Below are 14326 nucleotides of genomic sequence, written 5' to 3'. Positions count from 1 at the left end.
GTAAGCGATCCGGCTGAGAAAGCGCAGTATATGATTGCGCTTGAGTCATCCGCCGCCGACCGAGCTGCGCAACCCTGGCCATCTCCGCCCGGACGGCGGCTAATTCCCGAGCACACATCAATATAGAATCTTGCAATTCCAGTAATAGTGAATAGAATAACGTCGCGTTTCTAAATTGCGTACTTTGTCTCATCTTTAAATAGCTGTGACATGATGTGTAGCCGGGTACATTCTATTTCCAAGTGCGACATGCCAGTAATTTCAATGGCTTCACTTTGGAGATTCCACGTGCGCGTTAAACCGTTGCTTGGATTTCATTCGCGAACCATCCGCCGTCTGATCATCGTTACTGGCTTTTTCGCTGCATCGATCACTCCATGATATCTCACCCGCCCATTCTCGAGAAGTTTGTATCCCTCGGCACCGTACGTTTCCAATTGCCGGAGATGTTGGGCAACCGATGAACTAATCGGCTTGGCTTCTTTAGCGACGACGCCCGCCTTGGAGGAAATACCCAGCAAGCCTGCGCTCGCGCCCGTAAAATCGAGGGAAGATACAGAATCAATCGTGGTGGCTGCCGGATCTCCTGCTGCCTGCACCTGCTGATGCGTCAGGCGCCCCTGCTGGTCATAGGCAAGCGTGGTGACGGCAGCATCCGTCTGGCTGGTGACCGTTAGCGCCGTCATAGCTTTAGGACCAGCGGCCGAGATCGGGATCGGAGGCTGTATATCGCCTCGAGCGAGACTTTAATTTTCGCGCTGGCACGCACTAGCATTGCGCTTACTGAGCGAGAGCCGGCGCCATGTGGCCGCGCTGACGCTTGACTGCCCACCTATCTTGCACCATGTATATTGGAACCCGGAAAGAGATGGCCGGAGATGGTGGCGTCACATGATCACGAATGCAGCAGAACTGGTTCTCGCAACCGTCAACGCTCCTTATTCGAAGCCGCTTGACGAAATGATGCTTGTTGCCTGCATTTTGGATTTTACCAAGGCCAAGTCTGCAGCAGGTCCCGTCTCGTCGTTTTTTGGGGACGTTTCGCCCTCCCTGCAAATGCAATTCGCGTCTGAAAACGGTATCTCGGCCGATGTGCTTGCAATGGCGGCAAAGCAGTTTGGTTCCTGGTCGGGGCAGACTTACGCTCTGGCCGCATGACATCCCGTTGGGACGAGCTTTTTGCGATTGCTACAAGCTCATCGATGACGTCAATCGACCCCATGTGTTGGTGACCGATTGGTCCTTCGGCGGCGGTACTGCAATGATGCTGCAGATCAACCATCGCGAAAGCCATGACGTCGATATTTTCCTGGACGATCCGCAGCTCCTCCCGCTCTTCAATCCAACGACCAACGATTTGATTTTCGAAACGCCGCCGGCCGCCTATGAAGGCGATGGGTCTCATTTCCAGAAAATGGTTTTCACTGGCATCGGCGAAATCGACTTCATCGTGGCAGGACTGAAATCGGAGCCCGGCGTAATCAAGAAGGAAATTCTCGGCCGGCAGATCAATCTGGAAACGGTCGAAGAAATCGTTTGCAAGAAAATCTTCTACCGCGGCGCCAGCATCACGCCACGCGACATCTTCGACATCGCAGCAGCCAGCGAAAGTGGTCGGAAAGCCGAACTCTGTACTGCATTGGCTGGCTATCCTGATAAATGTTCAGCAGCCATCGATGCCGTCAACAGGCTCGGAGACGAGTTCCTTCAAAGCGCGATCGACGCGCTCATGATCACCCCGGACTTTCTGCCCTTGCGACAGAATGCGAAGTCGCTTTGCCTGGATGTCCTCGTGGCAAGTGCCGGCTGACCAAGCCGTCTGCGTCTGCTAGTTACAGGTGGTGGCGCTTCGGTTGGCGTCTCTGCCGCAAAGTTGGAATGTCCTGTTTCTGCAAAGTTGGAATGTCACACTCCCCGGGTCTGAATGACGTCTGGGAGATTGCAGATGGATTGCTAGCGATGAGCGAACGCGATCTGCAGCGGATCGAGATTTTGTCGAAGGTGGTTGCCCAGCGGATGACCCCTTCATCGACAATTGCTATCCAATGTCTGAGCTAGAGATGATAGAGGCGCCCGCCGGGATCGAAACACTGCTGCGTTCCCAGGCTGCCTCCAACGAGATCGAGATCGCGCGAGGCACTCCGATTGAACCTTGCGGATTCGGCCTGAGATTCCGGTTTTAAACATCGTTGGTACTCTTTGGCGACGGCTCCAGTCCTAGGCAAGAACTCCCTGTCCGCCCGCAGGCGGACAGGGGTTCGAGTATTTTGTGCAAGGTTTGGTCTAAGCAGCCCGAGCCACATCATCCCGGTGATGGATCTCGGTGCCAAGCACCTTCAAGCACTCGCGGATGAAAGCGGCAAGCGCTGTCCAGCCTTTTGCGGAGACCATTGTACCATCGACATACGCCTCGGTCGGCGAGAGATCGACATACGTTCCACCCGCCAAGGTAACCTCCGGTTCACAGGCGCCCAGTGCACCAACTTTCTTACCCCGCACCACACCATCGACAGCCACGAGGATCTGCACGCCGTGGCAGATTGTGAAGATCGGCTTCTGCTTCTCATGGAAATGGCGAACCATTGCCTGAACGCGCTTGTCGGTACGGATGTATTCCGGACCACGACCACCGGCAGCGTAGACAGCGTGATACTGATCAAGCTGCGTCTCGGCCTCGGAGAAGGTCTTGTTGATCGTAAAAAAGTGTCCGAGCTTTTCGGTATAGGTCTGGTCGCCCTCGAAGTCGTGCAGAGAGGTCTTGATTAGGTCGCCGGCCTTCTTGTCTGGGCAAACGACGTGCACCGTATGGCCAACGGCTTCCATTGCCTGCTGGTAAACGAAAATCTCGTATTCCTCTGTGAACTCGCCTGTCAGCATCAGTATCTTCTTGCCTGGCATGATTTTACTCCTCTTGCTCATGCGATGGGGCGGCGCTCGCCGCCCCGGTTGACGTGGATAATCAGAAGGGAGAATCCGGGAAGTAGTATTCCTTGGCGTTCTCCTGGGTAATCAGCGGTGCGTCCAGCTTGACCGTCCCACGAACCGGCGCTTGGCCGACCAGGTTTGCGACCGTCATGTATATTGCGGTCTTGATCATCGCAGGCGGGTACGGTGTTTCGACAGGGGTCATTGCATCACCGTCAATGACCTTCTTGACGATGTCTTTCATGCCATTGCCGCCGAGTGCTAGCTTGATGTCCTTGCGCCCGGATTCCTTGACCGCTTCCAGAACACCGAGCAGCATATCGTCGTCGTTTGCCCATACAGCGTCGATCTGCGGATACTTCGCAAGGTAATCCTGCATGAGTTTAAACGCTTCGTCGCTGTTCCAGTTGGCGTACTGGATGTCGAGCACCTTCAGCTCCGTGCCTTTTATGGCATCCTGAAAGCCTTGAATGCGCTCGTCGTCGATCACGGTCGGGATGCCGCGCAGCACGACGAGATTGCCCTTGCCGCCGAGTTTGTCGATCATGAATTTTGCCGTATTGCGGCCGACAGCAATGTTGTCCCCTGCCAGGTAGAGGTCCTGTATCGTCGGGTCGTTAAGACCGCGATCGACAACCGTGATGAATGTCCCTGAATCCTTGACGGCTTTCACAGGAGTGGTCAGCTCTTCCGATGTATAGGGCAAGATGACCAGCGCATCGAGCTTGCGGCCCGCCGAGAGATCCTCAAGCGCGCTCACCTGAGCGGTGGCCGACGGCGAGGTTTTGACGACGACTTCGACATTCGGGAATGCGGCGTTGATTTCCTTCGCGGCCGCCTGTGCATGGTAGACAATCCCTGCCGTCCAGCCGTGGTCTGCAGCCGGTATCGACACGGCGACGACTTTCTTGTCGGCGGCGAGCGCGTGCCCTGCGGTGAGCAACGTCGTAACGGCCGCAGCCGCAATCCATTTCTTCGTAGACATTCCATTCCTCCCAGAATTTGGACCTAAGATCGTGAACCCGTGTGGTCCTGACACGGGCTATTTCGAGAACCGTTGGATGAGCATGGCGATGATGATGATGACGCCCTGTACACCGGCCACCAGGTACTCCGAGACGAAGTCGGACAGCACCATGAGATTGGCGATCAATTCGAGAATGACCGCGCCTGCCACTGTTCCCCAGACGTGTCCCTTGCCGCCGCGCAACGCCGTGCCGCCGATCACTACAGCGGTGATGACCTGCAGTTCCCAGAGGACACCCGTTGTCGGCGTCGCCGCACCGAGCCGTGGAACGTAGCAGATGGCAGCAATCGCGACGCACGCACCCTGGATGGCATAGGCGATCGTGCGTGTCTTGATGATGGAGATACCGGAGTAGCGAGCGACGTCTTCGTTGGCTCCGACGGCGGCACATTTTCGGCCGTACTTCATTTTGTAGAGAATGAACGACGCTACCGCCGCAACCGCGATCGATATCAGGATGGGATACGGGATGCCCCCGAACGTGCCGAAATACACTGGTCGATAGGCGTCACGCAGGCTGCGATCGATTGGGATCGTGCCGCCGTCCGACATGTAGGTGATCAGGGCCCTGAAAATCCCCATCGTGCCGAGCGTTGCAATGAAGGGTTCGATTTTCCCGATCGTGACGATAAGGCCGTTCATCAAGCCGCAGAACAGACCGACGCCGACAGCCACCACCATCCCCGCGGGGATTGCAGACACGCCCCACTCTGGTGCCATCCGATTCATAAACATGATGGTGATCCCGGTGATGAACGCCGCCATCGAGCCGACCGAAAGATCAAGGCCACCAGAAGAAATAACGAATGTCGCACCGACAGCAATAATGGCTATGAAGGCGCTTCGCGTGATCACATTCGCAAGATTGGTCGCCGACAGGAAGTCCTGATTGATTGCGAAGCCGATGACCATCAGCGCCGCAAGTGCGAGGAACGGACCAATATCAGACCATCTGATATTCCACTCCCGGTCCGGCTTAACCGCCGTGGTGCCCGTAATAACCGTCATCTTCTACCTCCCTCGTTGCTTGCCGCAGTGTCGCTCGTTGCCAGAAGCGCGACAGCGTGTTCGGTCATAGCCTCCCCGGACACTTCACCTGCGATACGCCCTTCCCTCATCACCACGATGCGATCGCAGATGCCGATGAGTTCCTGCATCTCCGACGAGACGACGATGCAAGTCTTCCCCTGTGACACGAGCTGCTGGATGAAGGCGTAGATTTGCGCCTTGTTAGCGATATCGATTCCGCGCGTCGGTTCATCGATGACGACCACCGAAGGGTTCGTGAGCAAGACTTTTGCAAGAAGAAGCTTTTGCTGGTTTCCGCCGGACAGCTGGCCAGCATTGACCCCGATGTCCTTCACGCGAATGTCATATTGGTTGACCGCCTCTGTAAGGGCCTCCTGTTCGCGGCGACGTCGCACGAGAAGGCCAGGATGGAAACGGCCGAGCGCCGAGAGCGTCAGGTTCGGGGCGAGTCGCTCATGCAGGAGAAGCCCCTTGCCCTTGCGGTCCTCGGTCAGGTAGCCGATGCCAGCGTCGAGCGCGGCACGCGGCGAATGAATATCAATTGACTTGCCCAACAATTCGACCGAGCCAGAGGCTGGACGCAGGCCCATAATTCCTTCGAAGAGCTCCGTTCGACCAGCGCCGATCATTCCGGCGAAGCCGAGGATTTCTGATTTGCGGACGTCAAATGAAACGTCCCTCGCAAATCCCGGGACCGTGAGATTGCGCACCGCCAGGATCGTCCCGGTTAAGGCATGTGCCCGCTTTGGGGGATAGAGGGCTGAGAGATCGCGGCCGACCATCAAACGCGCCATGTCCATTTGGCTGAGCGTCTGCCCGGGGTAGGTCCCTACCATCTTGCCGTCGCGCAGAACCGTGACCTTGTCAGCAAGTCGCTGCACTTCGTCGAGCCTATGGCTGATATAAAGGATGGCAGCGCCTTGCGCCCTCAGGCGTAGGATGATGACGAGAAGCCGGTCTACTTCCTCTCCGGTGAGAACAGCTGTCGGTTCATCGAAGATGACCAGCTTGTAATCGTCAAGGAGGGCACGGGCGATCTGCACAAGCTGACGGTCCGCGAGCGAAATGTCGCGAACGAGTGCGTTGGGCGACGCGACGCAGCCAAGCTCGGCGAGCTTCTCTGCTGTCAGGCGGCGCATGGTTTTGTCATCGACAACACCATTTCGCATCATCTCCCTGCCGAGAAACACGTTCTCGGCAACCGTCAGCCCATCGGCAAGCAGGATCTCTTGATGAACAAGAACAATACCGGCTTCCTGGGCCTGTTCAGGCTTGGCGAACCTGACTTCGCCAGTCCCCATCGATAGCGATCCACCGGTCGGCTCGGCGTATCCCGACAGCAAGCGCATGAAAGTGGATTTTCCTGCGCCGTTTTCGCCGATAATGGCGTGGATTTCGCCAGGCAGAATATCCAACGTGATATCGGACAAGACCGTGACCGGGCCGTATTGCTTCGACAGAGCCGACGCGCGCAGAACCGGATGCCGAACAGCTTCGCCGATCTCCCTCACATCTTCCCTCCCCCGCCTCTCGATGCTGACGACGTTCGGCATTCGGCTCTCCTCAGTCGAATGCCGGCAGGAGCCGGTCGCGAGAATGCTCCAGATGCTCGCGCATCGCGCGCTCCGCTGCAGACGAGTCACCCGCCTCCAGTGCACCCAGGAGCGCCTCGTGTTCGTCGAGCGCTTCCTCGGTCACCCGCGAATGGAACATCAAACGAAAGATGTGGAAATGGGTGTGCTGATGATTGAGGGTCTCGCGAATGAGCTCGTTGCCGGCGATCTCCAAGATCTTGTCGTGGAACATTGCGTCTTGCCGCGCGAAGGTCGAGTAGCGCAGGCGTTCATCACCGCCTTCACGACGGCCCATGAGGCCAGCTGCCGCCCGTAGCGATGCGAGCTTGCCCTCATCCATGGCAGTGGCCGCCCTGGCCGCACTATCGGGCTCAAGAAGCAGTCGGAGCTGATAAAGTTCATCAAAACGGCGTCGGGTGATTTGCGGCGCGGCACTAAAGCCGATGAGATGGGTCTTGATGACAAGACCCTCACCCTCTAGTCGTCCTAGCGCTTCGCGAATAGGCGTCTGCGAGACGTTCAGCTCTTTAACGAGGTTATCGACCGTGATCCTAGCACCAGGCGCGATTTTTAACGACATCAACTGCGCGAAAATCGCCTCGTAGACGCTCCCTGCAAGACTGTTTGCGCGCGGGATAAATCCACTCGTATCGAACACTTCAGGTGCGGCAGTCTGATTTCTTTGTTGCATGTTTTTGCCTCTTGACATGACCTACCGCTACCACGATGCTCCGCTATATGCAATCCCATATCCTATAGGATTTTAAATTGGAGCGGACGTGAAGGTTGATCCGGAGAAAGCTTTAGAGCTGGCTGGGCGGCTCCTGGTCGAGCGCGGCGCACCCTCAAAATGCGCCGATCTTCAGGCGTGCGTGCTTATCGAGGGCGAGCTCAAAGGCCACCCATCGCACGGGCTGCAACGCCTTCCTCGTATTCTGACCCGCATCGAGCGCGACCTAATCGACCCAGCCACCGAGGGCAATGCGCATTGGCGCTCACCATCATTTTTGGAGGTCGATGGGTTGAAAGGACTTGGCCCAGTCGTCGCTATCTCCGCGCTAGAACGAATTGCGGAGCAAGCTCACAAGACTGGTATCGCCGTTGCCGGCATCCGCAACTCCAACCATCTCGGTATGCTCGCTTATTACGTCGAGCGCTTTGCCGAGAAAGGCTTGATCGGACTTGCCATGTCCTCCAGCGAGGCCCTCGTGCACCCCTACCGTGGGACGCGGGCTCTCTTAGGAACCAACCCGTTGGCAATCGCAGTACCGACGGCAGGCAGGCCTCTGGTGGTCGACCTCGCTACCGCCATCGTTTCAATGGGCAAGATACACCATCATGCTGCAAACGGTTTGCCAATACCTGAAGGCTGGGCACGCGATGCCAACGGGAGACCGACAACTAATGCGGCGGCCGCCATGACGGGCTCGATCGCACCCTTTGGCGAAGCCAAGGGCTATGCTCTCGGCATGGCGCTGGAACTGATGGTGGCGTCGATTGCGAGATCCGCAATCGCGCCAGACGTCCGAGGGACGCTCGACGCCGACGCCATATGCAACAAAGGCGATGTGCTCATTGCCATTGATGTCGGTGAACAACCCGAGTTCCTAGCCTGCTTCAGCGCCTATCTCGACAGCGTACGCAGTTCCCGCCCGTCGGATCCAGGCATGCGCGTGACCGTTCCAGGCGACGGCGCGTCGGCTCGACGCGAAGGTGCACTTTCCGATGGCATCGAGATTTCGGCCAGGCTTTGGGACGAACTGAACGCCCTCTCTCACTCCAGCAAATCGCTTGTCAAAGGACATGGACAATGACCCTTTTCGCCGCTCTTCGGCTTCCCCAAGAAATTCTGTTTGGCAAAGGGCAACGTCACGCTTTGCCAACCGTCGCAGCTAGGCTTGGACGGCGTGCCTTGATCTGCACCGACGAGCGGCTCGCCGGCACCGGCGTGTTTGCCGAGTTGGTGAAGGCCCTCGAAGCCGCATCCATCGATTTCCTGATCCATGATGGGGTCCAACCGGACGTCCCTGCCGATAGCGTATCGGTCTGCGTCGAATATGCCCGCGATTTTGATCCTGAGATGGTGATCGGCATTGGCGGGGGAAGCTGCTTGGATATGGCAAAGTGCGCCGCCCTATTGCTGACCCACGGCGGTAAACTGAAGGACTACTACGGCGAATACAAAGTTCCAGGCCCGACGATCCCTGTCATTGCTATTCCGACGACGGCAGGTACCGGCTCGGAGGTAACGCCCGTGGCAGTGATCTCGGACGTTGAACGCACTTTGAAGGTCGGGATATCGAGCCCCTACTTGATTGCCACGGCGGCGATCTGCGACCCGGAACTGACGATGACCTGCCCACCGGGTTTAACGGCGGTCGCAGGGGCCGACGCCCTCACCCACGCGATCGAAGCCTTTACCGCCGCTCGCCGCGGGACGGATCACGCACTGGCGCAAAACCACGTCTTTATCGGCAAAAGTGCGCTGACGGACCATTTCGCCCTTTTGGCTATCAAGCTTCTCGGCCGCAGCCTTGAGAAGGCCTGCAAGGATGGCTCCGACGAAGATGCGCGTGCAGAGGTGATGATGGGGGCGCTTGCAGCAGGTTGCGCGTTCGGGACAGCCGGTACCGCCGCGGCTCATGCCATTCAATATCCCGCAGGTGCTTTGACGCATACCGCCCATGGCCTCGGTGTTGCAACCATGATGCCCTACGTCATGAACTACAATCTGTCTGCGTCAATTTCCGAAATGTCCGAGATCGGAACCGCGCTCGGTCTGGCGACACCGGACCTCGACGAAAAGCAGCTAGCGACCGCCGCAATCGAGGAAATTGGCAGACTGTTTGCGGCGATCGGTATCACCCGCACGCTCGCCGATCTCGGGCTGGCCCAAGACAAGCTCGACTGGACGGCCGAACAGGCTTTCGGAATTGATCGGCTCATCAAGAACAATCCACGGCCCTTCGACCTCGACGCGATGAAGCGTCTCGTCAAAGCGGCCTATGACGGCGATCTGGCCGCATCCGCCATCTAGTTATCGAGGGAACACCCATGACCATTGCCCAGCAGATCTCTAATTCCAATCATCAAGTCCCGGACATCGCAGCCGCCGCTCGCGGGCTCTACATCGACGGAGAATGGCGACAGTCTCGGTCCGGACAACAGATCGATGTTATCGATCCCTCTACAGGTAGAGTTCTGACATCCGTGCCAGATGCGACGATAGATGACGCACGCGCGAGCGTTGATGCCGCCGCGGCAGCGGCACCTGCGTGGCGCGCAACGCCTCCCCGCAGGCGCTCCGAAATTTTGCGCCGATGCTTCGAACTGATGCTTGAACGCTCGGAGATGCTCGCGTCGTTGATCTCGATGGAGAACGGCAAGGCGTTGCGAGACGCGCGGGGCGAGGTGGCTTACGCTGCCGAATTCTTTCGCTGGAATGCCGAGGAAGCCGTTCGCATCACCGGCGAATTCGGCATTGCGCCATCTGGCACCAACCGCATTATCGTCGATTATCAGCCAATTGGCATTTGCCTGCTGATTACGCCGTGGAATTTTCCGGCGGCGATGGCCACCCGCAAAATAGCTCCGGCACTAGCGGCTGGCTGTACGGTAATCCTGAAACCGGCAAGCGAGACGCCGCTGACAGCCTATGCTCTGGCCGCAATATATGAAGAGGCCGGCGTACCGAAGGGCGTCGTCAACGTACTGACGACAACGACCCCTGGCCCGATGACCGAGGTGGTTCTGGCCGACCCACGGGTCAGGAAGCTTTCCTTCACGGGGTCAACAGGTGTCGGCCGCCAGCTGCTCGCTGAAGCGGCCAAGCATGTCATATCTTGCTCGATGGAGCTTGGTGGCAATGCACCGTTCCTGGTTTTCGATGACGCGGATCTCGATGCGGCGCTCGAGGGCGCGATGATTGCCAAGATGCGCAATGCGGGAGAGGCCTGCACGGCGGCAAACCGCTTCTACGTGCAGTCCGGGATCTACGACCAGTTCGCTGAAGGTCTCACGAAGCGTATGGTTGCGCTCAAAGTCGGGGCGGGCGTTGAGGCTGACACCGAATGCGGCCCGATGATAACCCGAAAGGCGGTAGAAAAGATCAGCCGCCTGGTCGAAGATTCCAAGGCGAAAGGTGCGCGCGTCCTGTGCGGCGGTGATGCGACAACAGGTGATGGGTTCTTTTACCCGCCAACGGTGCTTGCAGACGTTTCTGACGATTCAGAGATGAAGGCAGGGGAAATTTTTGGACCGGTCGCGCCTCTGTACCGGTTCGAATCCGAACACGAGGCCATCGAACGCGCAAACGACACCGAATACGGGCTTGCCGCTTACGTTTACACGCGTGATATCGCGCGTGGGCTACGCGTCTCTTCCGGCATCGAAGCGGGTATGATCGCGCTCAATCGGGGGCTCGTCTCTGATCCGGCCGCGCCCTTCGGCGGAGTAAAGCAGAGCGGTCTTGGGCGCGAAGGCGGTCAGCACCATGGCATTGCTGAATTCATGGAAGCCAAATATATCGCCACGAGTTTCTAATCCTGGAGGAGTGATTTTGGAGACCGACCCATTTCGGATCCGCGACCATGTCGCGGATTTCGATGTCATCGTCGAAGAGATCGTCGCGGCCAGTGCCAAGGCGCGGGAAACGTTACCCATGATAGCGGACGTCGCCTATGGCGATGGCCCGAGTGAATCGTTGGACATCTTTTTCCCAGAAGGGCCGCGTCAAAATCTTCCGGTTCACATGTTCATCCACGGCGGATACTGGCGGATGTGGTCAAAGCGTGAATACTCCTGCATTGCCAATACAGTCACACGCGCTGGCGCGATCGCGGTGATTGTAGACTACGCGTTGATGCCGGGTGTGAGGATGAAGGTCCTGGTAGATCAGGTCGTTCGTGCCAAGCAATGGATCATTCATCACATAGCAGAGCACGGTGGCGACCCTTCATTGCTCACGATCAGTGGTCATTCTGCAGGAGCCCATCTTTCAACATTCCTTTTTCAAAGCAGCACCACGGGTTCCTCTGTCAATGGCGCCCTGTTGCTGGGCGGCCTCTACGATCTCCTTCCCTTACAGCAGTCCTTTTTAAAGGCCGAGATTGCTCTTACGGATGACGAGGTCGCGGCCTTCACGCCACTAGGCCATTCGTACGATCCCTCTTGCCGCGCGATCTTGGCGGTAGGCGAGAATGAAACAAGGCCGTTCCACGGGCAATCGGAGGCCTTCGCCAATGTGTTGCGGGAACAGGGTGTCCCCGTTTCGATACGGGTCATTCGCAATCGCAACCATATGGATGCTGTGCGAGATCTCGGTGTGGTTGGCACAGAAACAAGCGACAGCCTGTTCGGCCTAATCCAATACGTCGCGCGTGGAGGCAGGCGTTAAGTCCCAACCAAAGGGATATGTGCGAACGGAACATGAGTTAGACCAGCGTCGCCTGATGAGGGTCAGGCCGCTTGAGCGTATGCAGCTCGCGCTTGCGAATATGCTGACAACTAAAGCGAGTACAACACTGAGGTGGGGTCGATCAGGGAACGGCAACGAGCTTCCAAGCTGCGTCGGAGGCAAAGGTCATGACCGCATTCTTCATTTCGTCGCGATCTCGTCGAGCTCGGGCTCGCCCAATTGAACACGGGAGCCATTTTTCGGTCATCGCGACGAACATGTATCCTGCGCCGTGGCTCCACGAAACCGGCGCCGGCGTAGATCCAGTGGTAGCCGAACATAAGGAGCTTTTCATTCGAGGCCTTGTCGAGTAGCGCGGCTCGCGAGAGCGATTTTCTGTTCGGTGTGAAGCCGAAATGCCATTTCGGATTGCCAAAGGAGACGATGTCGTTTGGGATGACGTCGCCCCGCTTTCAGCAGGTTGCCGTCGCCGCCCTGTACCAGCGAGATGTGTCCTGGCGTGTGACCTCGCGTGCTTACGACGTTCAAACCTGACACGATTTCGTCGCCTATCTCGACGTGCGTCAGCCAATCCTTCACGGCAAAGAGGTCGCGCTGTGCCCCACGGGCGAAGGCGTAAAGCGGCTCCGGCTGGACGTCTCGTAGTTCGGATCCGTACAGAAAGACCACTTGGCTTCGCTGATTTGATATCGGCGTTTGGAAACGGCAAAGCTCCGTCCGGCAGCGTCGTTTCGCCCGAATGATCCGGGTACGCGTGGGTGAAGATGATCTTCGTAAGGGACGCAGGATCGACACCGAGGAAAGTCAAGTTCGCTGCCAGACGGACGATGAGGATTTTGAACCGAGAACCCACACCCCGCTTGAACGGAAACCCCACTTCCCCTCCGGTGTGAACGTGCGGAGCAAATGCGGGCTGCGGCGGTACTACGGCGCGGCAGCCGATGGTGGTTTATTCAAAGTCCTTTCGAGATCTGCAAAGGTTGCAGGACGATATCTGCAAGGGCCGACTTTCCTACTTCAAACGCCTTCTGATACTCGGCGTCTTCCACCATTTCTCTGAATGCCGTCCGCCGCGGGTACTGCACTAGCAGCACTGCGTCCCAGCCTTCCACCGGCCCGGTCGTAAGGACATCGAGGCCGTCGCCACGGAACAATATCCGTGCACCAAAGCGGGCTAGAATGGGTTCCGCCATTCTGAGGTATTCCAGATGCCGTTCCCGGCCGCCCTCGGGGACGAACCGTAGAAGGTTCAGCATCACGACAGGGGCGTCGTCCTCCTCAGAGAGGAACTTTTCAAAGACGTCGGGTGAAAACGCGACCATAAGCTATCCTTTCATTCAGAGCGTCCTTGGGGACGCTTCGGAAAGTCTAACCTCTTGCACCGTCAGAAACTGTCAGGAACGAACGCCAGTCCCGATCTTGCTCGCGCCAGCGCCGCATGAGCAGAGACCGTCGTTCCGGATACCGGTCGTCGAGGATCGACGCGGACCGAACACGGTCGACGCGGAAGTGACGGAATGCCGACTTGGCTTCGCACCACGCGGCTAGAACACGCACGTCGTCGAAATACACGATCGTGATCGGCCAGACGACACGTTCAGACATAGCGCCGCCAGCATCCTCGTATGCGATCGCGACCTTTCGCAGGCGACGGATCGCATCACGCAGCATCCCGACCTGCGCCGGATCGGATCGCTGCGAGATGGAAGCTGCCGAAACGAGTGCCGGCGCGTGTCCGTCATGCAGCCGGTCGGTCCGAGACGAGAGGATTTTCGCCAGAGCGCTGTCGCTGCTCTGAGAAAGAGCCGGATCGGCTCTCTGCTGCACCCAGGTCAGCCCAAGGATCAGAGCGTCAACCTCTTCGGCCGAGAATGCGAAGTTCGGCAGAAAGAAACCGTCGCGCAGTAGAAACCCGACGCCCGCCTGCCCGTCGAGAGGTGCTCCGAGCAGACGAAGCGTTTCGATGTCCCGATATACGCTTCTTTCGGAGATCCCAAGTTCCTGCGCCAGCTCCAGCGCGGTTACCGGCGTTCGTCGTGTGCGAAGCATGCCCAGCATTTCGAAGAGGCGGCTCGTTCTCGACATTAAGCGAATGGTCCTGTCTTTCGGTCTGAGATATCTAGTGCTTTCGCGGGCGGCGTCCAAGAAGGGACATCTATTGGAAATTCCGCGCCTTCACTTTAAGGGTATCGATGTGACGATCGCGTACGTACATGTCCCTGACCTTGGGCGACGTCATGTCCCCCAGTATCGGTAAGATGTCGTTATTCCGCCGCCGCCCGAGACGCACGAGTCGTACGCCGCGATGGCATCGTGTTCGATACAGGAAATCCTTTAGGAGCTTTTCGATGCCGA

14 protein-coding genes are annotated in these 14326 nt (G+C 57.8%); 6 read left to right on the top strand and 8 right to left on the bottom strand.

Annotation, left to right across the window (positions count from 1 at the left end):
• Window positions 1–314: 314 nt before the first annotated feature.
• On the bottom strand, window positions 315–686 hold the full coding sequence (locus AC1DIJ_RS28505) for a hypothetical protein (protein WP_112386521.1): 372 nt from the start codon (window positions 684–686) through the stop codon (window positions 315–317).
• A 205-nt stretch (window positions 687–891) separates the two neighbouring features.
• Between AC1DIJ_RS28505 and AC1DIJ_RS28500 the strand changes: the two genes are divergently transcribed.
• Together AC1DIJ_RS28500 and AC1DIJ_RS28495 are read left to right on the top strand one after the other, a co-directional pair.
• Window positions 892–1158, top strand: a complete 267-nt coding sequence (locus AC1DIJ_RS28500; RefSeq protein ID WP_112386522.1) for a hypothetical protein — start codon at window positions 892–894, stop codon at window positions 1156–1158.
• Window positions 1097–1810, top strand: coding sequence for a nucleotidyl transferase AbiEii/AbiGii toxin family protein (locus AC1DIJ_RS28495; protein WP_162705930.1), 714 nt, complete (start codon window positions 1097–1099; stop codon window positions 1808–1810). Before AC1DIJ_RS28500 ends, AC1DIJ_RS28495 begins: the two co-directional genes overlap by 62 nt.
• 473 nt (window positions 1811–2283) lie before the next feature.
• Here the strand turns inward: AC1DIJ_RS28495 and AC1DIJ_RS28490 are convergent, their stop codons facing one another.
• The 5 genes from AC1DIJ_RS28490 to AC1DIJ_RS28470 all read right to left on the bottom strand — a co-directional run bounded on the left by AC1DIJ_RS28490 (window position 2284) and on the right by AC1DIJ_RS28470 (window position 7246).
• Entirely contained in the window at window positions 2284–2898 is a 615-nt protein-coding gene (locus tag AC1DIJ_RS28490; protein WP_112386524.1) for a DJ-1/PfpI family protein, read from the bottom strand.
• A 61-nt stretch (window positions 2899–2959) separates the two neighbouring features.
• On the bottom strand, window positions 2960–3910 hold the full coding sequence (locus AC1DIJ_RS28485; protein WP_112386525.1) for a substrate-binding domain-containing protein: 951 nt from the start codon (window positions 3908–3910) through the stop codon (window positions 2960–2962).
• A gap of 57 nt (window positions 3911–3967) precedes the next feature.
• The gene (locus AC1DIJ_RS28480) at window positions 3968–4960 is read right to left on the bottom strand and encodes an ABC transporter permease (RefSeq protein ID WP_112386526.1); all 993 of its coding nucleotides are present in this window, start codon (window positions 4958–4960) and stop codon (window positions 3968–3970) included.
• A complete protein-coding gene (locus AC1DIJ_RS28475; RefSeq protein ID WP_112386527.1) occupies window positions 4957–6534 on the bottom strand; it encodes a sugar ABC transporter ATP-binding protein in 1578 nt (525 codons plus the stop codon). Before AC1DIJ_RS28475 ends, AC1DIJ_RS28480 begins: the two co-directional genes overlap by 4 nt.
• A 10-nt stretch (window positions 6535–6544) precedes the next feature.
• Window positions 6545–7246 (bottom strand): GntR family transcriptional regulator, encoded by a 702-nt coding sequence (locus AC1DIJ_RS28470; protein ID WP_112386528.1) that lies wholly within the window; start codon window positions 7244–7246, stop codon window positions 6545–6547.
• An 88-nt stretch (window positions 7247–7334) separates the two neighbouring features.
• Here AC1DIJ_RS28470 and AC1DIJ_RS28465 point away from each other — a divergent pair, with 88 nt between their 5' ends.
• The 4 genes from AC1DIJ_RS28465 to AC1DIJ_RS28450 are packed head-to-tail and all read left to right on the top strand — an operon-like array spanning window position 7335 to window position 11950.
• The gene (locus AC1DIJ_RS28465; RefSeq protein WP_112386529.1) at window positions 7335–8369 is read left to right on the top strand and encodes an Ldh family oxidoreductase; all 1035 of its coding nucleotides are present in this window, start codon (window positions 7335–7337) and stop codon (window positions 8367–8369) included.
• Window positions 8366–9592, top strand: coding sequence for an iron-containing alcohol dehydrogenase (locus AC1DIJ_RS28460; RefSeq protein WP_112386530.1), 1227 nt, complete (start codon window positions 8366–8368; stop codon window positions 9590–9592). The genes AC1DIJ_RS28465 and AC1DIJ_RS28460 overlap by 4 nt, the downstream gene beginning before the upstream one ends.
• 17 nt (window positions 9593–9609) lie before the next feature.
• Window positions 9610–11097 (top strand): NAD-dependent succinate-semialdehyde dehydrogenase, encoded by a 1488-nt coding sequence (locus AC1DIJ_RS28455; protein WP_112386531.1) that lies wholly within the window; start codon window positions 9610–9612, stop codon window positions 11095–11097.
• Window positions 11098–11113: 16 nt separating this feature from the next.
• Complete coding sequence (locus AC1DIJ_RS28450; protein WP_112386532.1) at window positions 11114–11950, top strand: alpha/beta hydrolase; 837 nt, start codon at window positions 11114–11116, stop codon at window positions 11948–11950.
• A 974-nt stretch (window positions 11951–12924) separates the two neighbouring features.
• On the opposite strand, the gene AC1DIJ_RS28445 is transcribed toward AC1DIJ_RS28450, so the two are convergent.
• Both AC1DIJ_RS28445 and AC1DIJ_RS28440 read right to left on the bottom strand, forming a co-directional pair.
• Window positions 12925–13293: a DUF1330 domain-containing protein gene (locus AC1DIJ_RS28445; protein WP_112386533.1), complete on the bottom strand. Its 369-nt coding sequence runs from the start codon at window positions 13291–13293 to the stop codon at window positions 12925–12927.
• A 46-nt stretch (window positions 13294–13339) separates the two neighbouring features.
• Window positions 13340–14116 (bottom strand): helix-turn-helix transcriptional regulator, encoded by a 777-nt coding sequence (locus AC1DIJ_RS28440; protein WP_477831721.1) that lies wholly within the window; start codon window positions 14114–14116, stop codon window positions 13340–13342.
• Between the last annotated feature and the right edge of the window lie 210 nt (window positions 14117–14326).

This window comes from Rhizobium sp. 10N427 (assembly GCF_056394605.1).
Note: the sequence above shows the minus strand (reverse complement) of the source record. Positions and strands in the feature narration are given on the sequence as shown.

Coding starts and splice junctions, on each gene's coding strand:
- AC1DIJ_RS28490 (WP_112386524.1), bottom strand. CDS start 2,898: ATGCCAGGCAAGAAGATACTGATGCTGACAGGCGAGTTCACAGAGGAA.
- AC1DIJ_RS28505 (WP_112386521.1), bottom strand. CDS start 686: ATGACGGCGCTAACGGTCACCAGCCAGACGGATGCTGCCGTCACCACG.
- AC1DIJ_RS28455 (WP_112386531.1), top strand. CDS start 9,610: ATGACCATTGCCCAGCAGATCTCTAATTCCAATCATCAAGTCCCGGAC.
- AC1DIJ_RS28500 (WP_112386522.1), top strand. CDS start 892: ATGATCACGAATGCAGCAGAACTGGTTCTCGCAACCGTCAACGCTCCT.
- AC1DIJ_RS28460 (WP_112386530.1), top strand. CDS start 8,366: ATGACCCTTTTCGCCGCTCTTCGGCTTCCCCAAGAAATTCTGTTTGGC.
- AC1DIJ_RS28480 (WP_112386526.1), bottom strand. CDS start 4,960: ATGACGGTTATTACGGGCACCACGGCGGTTAAGCCGGACCGGGAGTGG.
- AC1DIJ_RS28470 (WP_112386528.1), bottom strand. CDS start 7,246: ATGCAACAAAGAAATCAGACTGCCGCACCTGAAGTGTTCGATACGAGT.
- AC1DIJ_RS28475 (WP_112386527.1), bottom strand. CDS start 6,534: ATGCCGAACGTCGTCAGCATCGAGAGGCGGGGGAGGGAAGATGTGAGG.
- AC1DIJ_RS28485 (WP_112386525.1), bottom strand. CDS start 3,910: ATGTCTACGAAGAAATGGATTGCGGCTGCGGCCGTTACGACGTTGCTC.
- AC1DIJ_RS28445 (WP_112386533.1), bottom strand. CDS start 13,293: ATGGTCGCGTTTTCACCCGACGTCTTTGAAAAGTTCCTCTCTGAGGAG.